The sequence below is a fragment of the Aquabacterium humicola genome, assembly GCF_030167915.1.
In the GTDB taxonomy this organism is placed as follows: Bacteria; Pseudomonadota; Gammaproteobacteria; order Burkholderiales; family Burkholderiaceae_C; genus Pseudaquabacterium; species Pseudaquabacterium humicola.
In genome coordinates, this window is record NZ_JARGNB010000030.1 from 1 (window position 1) to 5,742 (window position 5,742).

Genomic DNA, 5,742 nt, shown 5'->3' on the forward strand with positions numbered 1-5,742 from the left:
GTTCCCTGTAGGTGAGTTGGTGATACTCCATGCTGCAACCCTTCCTGCCCGAAGAGAAGCGGCTAGTCTCCAACTCACCGCCCCCCTTCGCAAAGGTGTTGCACTTCGCCTGGCAATCCGCCCCTCAGATTCGCCTTCGGAGCCGTCAACTCCGCGCCGCTGGCGAGGCACCTTGTGATTCTGCGAACGTCTGCGGTCTATGGAGACCAGCGTCGCGTCGCCTATGATGCGAGTCGTCCGAAGGAGGTCTGTGATGAAGAAGCAAGTTGCCCGCCTGTCGCCTCATCAGAATGGCAAGGTCTTTGCCATCCTCATGACTGTCGGATCACTGGTCTTCGTACTTCCCTTCATGCTGTTTGGCATCGCAGCCGCACCGAAGGGCTCGGGTCCGCCATTCCTCATGGTGGTGATCTTCCCCATCTTCTATCTCGTGTTTGGCTATCTCTCAGTTGCCGTTGGCTGCTGGCTGTACAACACGCTCTTCAAGTACATAGGTGGCATCGAGTACGAGTCGCGGGAAACCTGAGGCCTAACCCTTCGGTCAACGCGACCCGTACCAGCAGGCCCCTTGGGGCGCGAGGCACCCAGGCCTATCGTGTGCCTCGCGCCCCAAGCGTCCTGCCGGCACGGGCGCGTTACCTCAAACGTTAGGCGTCACATGCAGCGTCCCCGGCCAATCCCCACCGACGCAAATCCTGAAATGCAAGATCTTGCATTCGGTCGCAAGGCCTCGATCATCCTCCTTGGACTGAACGCCCTGCTCATTGCCTCTTGTCTCCTCGGACCGACCATCTCAGTGTGGGTGAGAACAGGAACAATCTGGATCATGTTCCTGGAAGGTCTCTTCTTCGCGGTGATCCTCCTCCCTGTACTCGCATACCGATTGATTCGCAGGAAGGAACACCTCAAGCTCGCCGCTTCAAGAGCGCTGCAGTCGTTCTTGGACGCTCTGAGCCTTGCCCCTTCGTGACCATCGTCAGGACCTCAGCAACACGCCCTGCAGGAGTGATCCTTCCACGTCTGCCGCTCGGCCCAGGGAGTGACGCCTAACCCTTCGGTCAACGCGACCCGTACCAGCAGGCCACTCGGGGCGCGAGGCACCCACGTCTATCATGTGCCTCGCGCCCCAAGCCCCCTGCTGCCGCGGGCGCGTTACCTCAAACGTTAGGCGTCACACCAGGCCTCCAGGTGCGTGCATGTGCCCCGCCTTGCTACTGCCGAGCGCGAGGACCGTACAGTTGGTTCGTCACCACGATTCATGAGGTTCACGTGTCCGGAGGCAACTGGAAGGAAATGTTCGACGCCGCTGTCGCGGGTGACCTTGAGCTTGTCCAATATCACGTCAAGGCCGGCGTAGATATCAACTACGCACACCCGGAGTTCCTGTCTACCCCGCTGGTCGCGGCCATCCTTGCCAAGCAAGAAGAGGTTGCGCGCTACCTGCTTCAGTCCGGTGCGAACCCGAACCTGCCTTCTGAGTTCGACAGCGCCACACCAATCCAGGCTGCACGCCAAGTAGGTCTTGCTACGCTTGAGGAAGAACTGGTCAAGTTGGGTGTCTCACCTCTGCCGCACCAACCGATCAAGAAGAACTGGCTCACTAGGTTGTTCTCACGCGGTGACGCCTAACCCTTCGGTCAACGCGACCCGTACCAGCAGGCGTCTTGGGGCGCGAGGCCGTCCCGCCTATCATCGGCCTCGCGCCCCAAGCCTCCTGCTGGCACGGGCGCGTTACCTCAAACGTTAGGCCTCAGATGCCAGCACCCCACGCCAACTGGCTCCTGTACTCACCCGGAACGCTGGAGCAGGGCGATCCCCCGCCGCTCACCGCGTGGATGCAAGCCATCGCGGCAGGTCCGAAGGCAACCGTAGGTGAACTTGAAGACTGCCCCGTCTTAACTGACGCAGTTCCGAACGGCTGGCAGTGCGTCGTCATACCTGAGTACATGTCCGCGCACTGTGCAGTAGCTGCAGTGCAAACACCTGATGGCCGGCACGCAATGCTCTTCTTCCAGAAGGCGGGCTCAGCGCTTCATGAGCAGCAAAGACCGGCTGCGCCGAATCTCATCGGTTGGTTTCATATTCGCCTCGTCGAGCCCATCGTCGATCGCGCCTCGCTCTTGGTCAACCTGCAGCACAGCGTCGATCTCCTGGCGGCCGCCGGACAGGTTCCTTCCCGTCGTCCGTCGCAGGCCGGCTGAGGCCTAACCCTTCGGTCAACGCGACGCCCACCAGCTACGCGCCGGGGCCGCGAGGCCGTTCAGCCTATCATCGGCCTCGCGGCCCCGGCGCTCCGCTGGCGGTCGCGCGTTACCTCAAACGTTAGGCATCAGGTGGAGCGGCCGTGCTACTGCAACGCAAGTTCAGCGGCGCTTCGCGCCGAGCACCTGAACAGCCACGAGTTGTCCGAGAGTCATCCTATCTCTGGAGCCTGAACTTCGTCCCAACAGTCAGTTCGTCGGGCGCTGCGCATCGGAAGACATTGCCAGTGGCTATCAACCCGTGGCGCAGCGCAGAGGGCAAGGCCCAGCACCCGCCACGTCTGCAGCGCTTGCCACCGTCGGATTCAGTCAGTTCGTCGGGCGCTGCGCGTCGGAAGTCACTGCCCGTGGCTACCACCCCGTGGCGCAGCGCAGAGCGCAAGGCCCAGGTGTCTCGTGGCATGGAGCACCTGCGTTTGCTGTCAACCAGGCCGCTGCCTAACCCTTCGGTCAACGCGACCCGCACCGGCAGGCGTCTTGGGGCGCGAGGCCGCCCAGCACTATCATCGCCCTCGCGCCCCAAGCCTCCTGCCGCTGCGGGCGCGTTACCTCAAACGTTAGGCCTCACACGTGAAGCACCGCGCACCAATCGTTCTCGCGCCGTATTCGACCGCTTGGCGCCTATCGTTCATCGCCGAGCGCTCGCGCTTGTTGGACGCTTTGCCGAGTGACTTTGTCGTCGAACACGTAGGCAGTACCGCGATCCCGGGTATGCCTTCAAAGCCAATGATCGACCTGATGCTCGGGGCGCCCTCCCTCGAAGAGGCGCAAGCGGTGATACCCACTCTCGCCGACCTTGGCTACCAGTACATGCCGGAGCACGAACAAGAAATCCCGGACCGGAGGTTCTTCGCATTCCCCAGCACTCGCCCTCGACAGTTCCATCTTCACGCTGTCAAGCGGAACGGAGCCTTCTGGCACAAGCACATCCTCTTTCGCGATAGATTGGCCGCCCAGCGAGAGCTCGCACAAGAGTACGCGGACCTCAAGCGCTCCTTGGCTGCCAGATTCCACGACGATCGCGCCGCCTACACCGAGACCAAGACACCGTTCATCCTGCAGGTCCTGCAGCGAGAGTGAGGCCTAACCCTTCGGTCAACGCGACGCCCACCAGCTGCGCGCCAGGGCCGCGAGGCCGCCCAGCACTATCATCGGCCTCGCGGCCCTGGCGCTCCGCTGGCGGTCGCGCGTTACCTCAAACGTTAGGCCTCGCATCCGCCCCGCCATGTCACCCCTCATCCGACGCATCGACACTCCCGCACTGAGCTTCAAAGACAAGTACGCATGCTTCGCGTGTCGCAAGTCTTTCAAGCTACGTGGAACGGAGAGCATCCAGCATCGGGTTTGGAGCAAACAGTCGCCATACGGCGCATTTCAGAGCTCTGCACGAAGAGAAACTACGTGTCCGCACTGCGGAAGTCGCCTGCATCCAATGGGTCACGACTTCAAGGCGCCACGCCAGAGCGATCGCCGATAGTGGAAGAAGGTGGAACTGCTCGTCAGCGCAGGTCTCGGCTTCTACCCAGGCTGGCGTGGTCCCGGGTTCCGTCCTCGAACCGTCGCGGACGTAAAGAGCTTCCTTGCGGGCTTCTAGCCTCGACGTTCACCGCCGGAGGGTCCGCTTCATCGAGCGAGGCCTAACCCTTCGGTCAACGCGACCCGCGCCAGCAGGCGTCTTGGGGCGCGAGGCCGCCCAGCCTATCATCGGCCCCGCGCCCCAAGCCACCTGCTGCCGCGGGCGCGTTACCTCAAACGTTAGGCATCAGGTGGAGCGGCCGTGCTACTTCAACGCAAGTTCAGCGGCGCATTAGCGCCGAGCACCTGAACAGCCACAAGTCGTCCGAGCGTCATTGCATGAATGGAGCCTGAACAAGGAGTTCTCGTCGGCTTCCGAGCGCAGGGCTCCTGCGTTCTTCACCCTACCTTGCAGTCAGTTCGTCGGGCGCTGCGCATCGGAAGACACTGCCAGTGGCTACCACCTCGCGGCGCAGCGCAGAGGGCACGGCCCAGACCGGCCACGTCTGCACCGCTTGCCACCGTCAGTTTCAGTCAGTTCGTCGGGCGCTGCGTGTCGGAAGACACTGCCAGTGGCTACCACCCCGTGGCGCAGCGCAGAGCGCAAGGCCCAGGTGTCTCGCAGCATGGAGCACCTGCCTTTGCCGTCAACCAGGCCGCTGCCTAACCCTTCGGTCAACGCGACCCGTACCAGCAGGCCTCTTGGGGCGCGAGGCCGCCCCGCATATCATCGGCCTCGCGCCCCAAGCGTCCTGCCGGCACAGGCGCGTTACCTCAAACGTTAGGCCTCACATGCTCACCGTCGCCGAGGTCAACCGCCGCTCACCTCGCTGTGTTCAGTGCGGTTGCCTGTTCAACCTGATCGATGTCCATGCTTTGGACCAGCCGCAACTCCGCGTACTCCACGGGCAGAATCAGTTTCCCCTCTTCGCGAAGGCCTTGCTCGAGCTCACCAATTGCACAGTCGGCGAGGCAAAGGCGACATACCTCCACTTGGCCCCTACCAGTGGGGCGTGCCATCGGTGTGGCTCCGTCCTGCCACCTGGAGCAGTAGTCGATTGCCCGAAGTGCAAGTCGGTGAATCTCGTTTGGTCGAGCCCGCCTCGGGAAGTTCAAGACCAGCCGTCGTAGGGCATGTCAGGTACCGCCGCCCCTGCAACGCAGTGCAAGAAGAGTGAGGCCTAACCCTTCGGCCAACGCGACCCGTACCAGCGGCCGTCTTGGGGCGCGAGGCACCCAGGTCTATCATCTGCCTCGCGCCCCAAGCCGCCCGCCGGCACGGGCGCGTTACCTCAAACGTTAGGCCGCACAGCCACTACCGCATGCAGTCGCTCGTCCAGCAACTTCAGGCCCTGGAAGTAGAGCTTCACCATCCCGGGGTGCGATGCTCACGCGAACGGCTGGAACAGCTTCTTCATCCGGACTTCGTGGAAGTCGGTCGGTCGGGCGCCAGCTACACCCGGGAAACCATCGTTTCGTACTTGACCACCAGCGAATCGAGTCCCACGGTCGAGTCGAGCAACTTCGAAGCAACGTTGTTGGCTCCTGGCGCTGCCCTTCTCACCTATCGCTCTGCACACCGTAGCTCATCTGGCTTCCTGTCTCTGCACGCTCTTCGCTCGTCGCTCTGGCTCAACGTAGAGGGCCGCTGGCAACTGCGCTATCACCAGGGTACCCCTGCGGCGACAACGTGGTAAATCGCCTCGTCCGGGTCATGCGTCCATAGCCGCAGTCCACGCCAAAGAGTGCGGCCTAACCCTTCGGTCAACGCGACCCGTACCAGCAGGCCTCTTGGGGCGCGAGGCCGTGCAGCCTATCATCGGCCTCGCGCCCCAAGCGTCCTGCCGGCACGGGCGCGTTACCTCAAACGTTAGGCCTCACGAATTGCCAAACTAAGCGCAACACCACCGAGCATACGCCTCGTTAGGCGTGTCGAATCCGAGAACCTTTCTCGGCCTGTCGTTGA

Annotated in this window: 6 protein-coding genes; all 6 read left to right on the forward strand. The window is 62.6% G+C overall.

The annotated features are described in order from the left end of the window. Positions 1 to 253: 253 nt before the first annotated feature. The 6 genes from P1K89_RS33115 to P1K89_RS33140 all read left to right on the forward strand — a co-directional run bounded on the left by P1K89_RS33115 (position 254) and on the right by P1K89_RS33140 (position 5,473). Positions 254 to 526 (forward strand): hypothetical protein, encoded by a 273-nt coding sequence (locus P1K89_RS33115; RefSeq protein ID WP_284620803.1) that lies wholly within the window; start codon positions 254 to 256, stop codon positions 524 to 526. A gap of 174 nt (positions 527 to 700) precedes the next feature. After that, a complete protein-coding gene (locus P1K89_RS33120; protein WP_284620804.1) occupies positions 701 to 970 on the forward strand; it encodes a hypothetical protein in 270 nt (89 codons plus the stop codon). Positions 971 to 1,269: 299 nt separating this feature from the next. After that, on the forward strand, positions 1,270 to 1,629 hold the full coding sequence (locus P1K89_RS33125) for an ankyrin repeat domain-containing protein (protein ID WP_284620805.1): 360 nt from the start codon (positions 1,270 to 1,272) through the stop codon (positions 1,627 to 1,629). 371 nt (positions 1,630 to 2,000) lie between these two features. Then, positions 2,001 to 2,201 carry a hypothetical protein gene (locus P1K89_RS33130; protein WP_284620806.1) on the forward strand — a complete coding sequence of 67 codons (201 nt, stop codon included), beginning with the start codon at positions 2,001 to 2,003 and terminating at the stop codon, positions 2,199 to 2,201. 630 nt (positions 2,202 to 2,831) lie between these two features. Continuing rightward, positions 2,832 to 3,341, forward strand: a complete 510-nt coding sequence (locus P1K89_RS33135; protein ID WP_284620807.1) for a GrpB family protein — start codon at positions 2,832 to 2,834, stop codon at positions 3,339 to 3,341. A gap of 1,757 nt (positions 3,342 to 5,098) precedes the next feature. Next, entirely contained in the window at positions 5,099 to 5,473 is a 375-nt protein-coding gene (locus tag P1K89_RS33140) for a nuclear transport factor 2 family protein (protein WP_284620808.1), read from the forward strand. Positions 5,474 to 5,742 lie beyond the last annotated feature (269 nt).